This is a genomic window from Dawidia cretensis (genome assembly GCF_018598175.1).
Lineage (GTDB): Bacteria > Bacteroidota > Bacteroidia > Cytophagales > Cyclobacteriaceae > Ohtaekwangia > Ohtaekwangia cretensis.
In genome coordinates this window covers 1-269 of record NZ_JAHESE010000194.1, presented here as the reverse complement: position 1 = coordinate 269, position 269 = coordinate 1, and the positions used below count along the sequence as shown (strand labels likewise).

Here is a 269-nt window from a genome sequence, read left to right as displayed (position 1 = left end):
ATAGTCGACTTTAGATAGCTGTTTATTTAACTCGGGATGGCTCATAATTAACTTGAACCATGAGGTATATTTGTCAGGATGATCGGTAATGTCTTTTTTCAAAGCATCAACATCAACATACTTCCAGTCTTCAACTTCCTCAGCATTTACAGCAGGCTTGCCATCATAAACACCAACGAAAACATGATCGTATTCATGTTCAGTAAGCTCTTTATCAAGCTTGGTTTTATAAATGAACTTATAGGCAAATGAAGTTTTTACGTCGATGC

At 36.1% G+C, this 269-nt stretch carries 1 protein-coding gene; it reads right to left on the bottom strand.

Features of this window, described 5'->3' with window-relative positions; all coding sequences use genetic code 11:
• On the bottom strand, positions 1-269 hold a 269-nt coding region (locus KK062_RS30330; protein ID WP_254088125.1), incomplete at both ends, for an NUDIX domain-containing protein.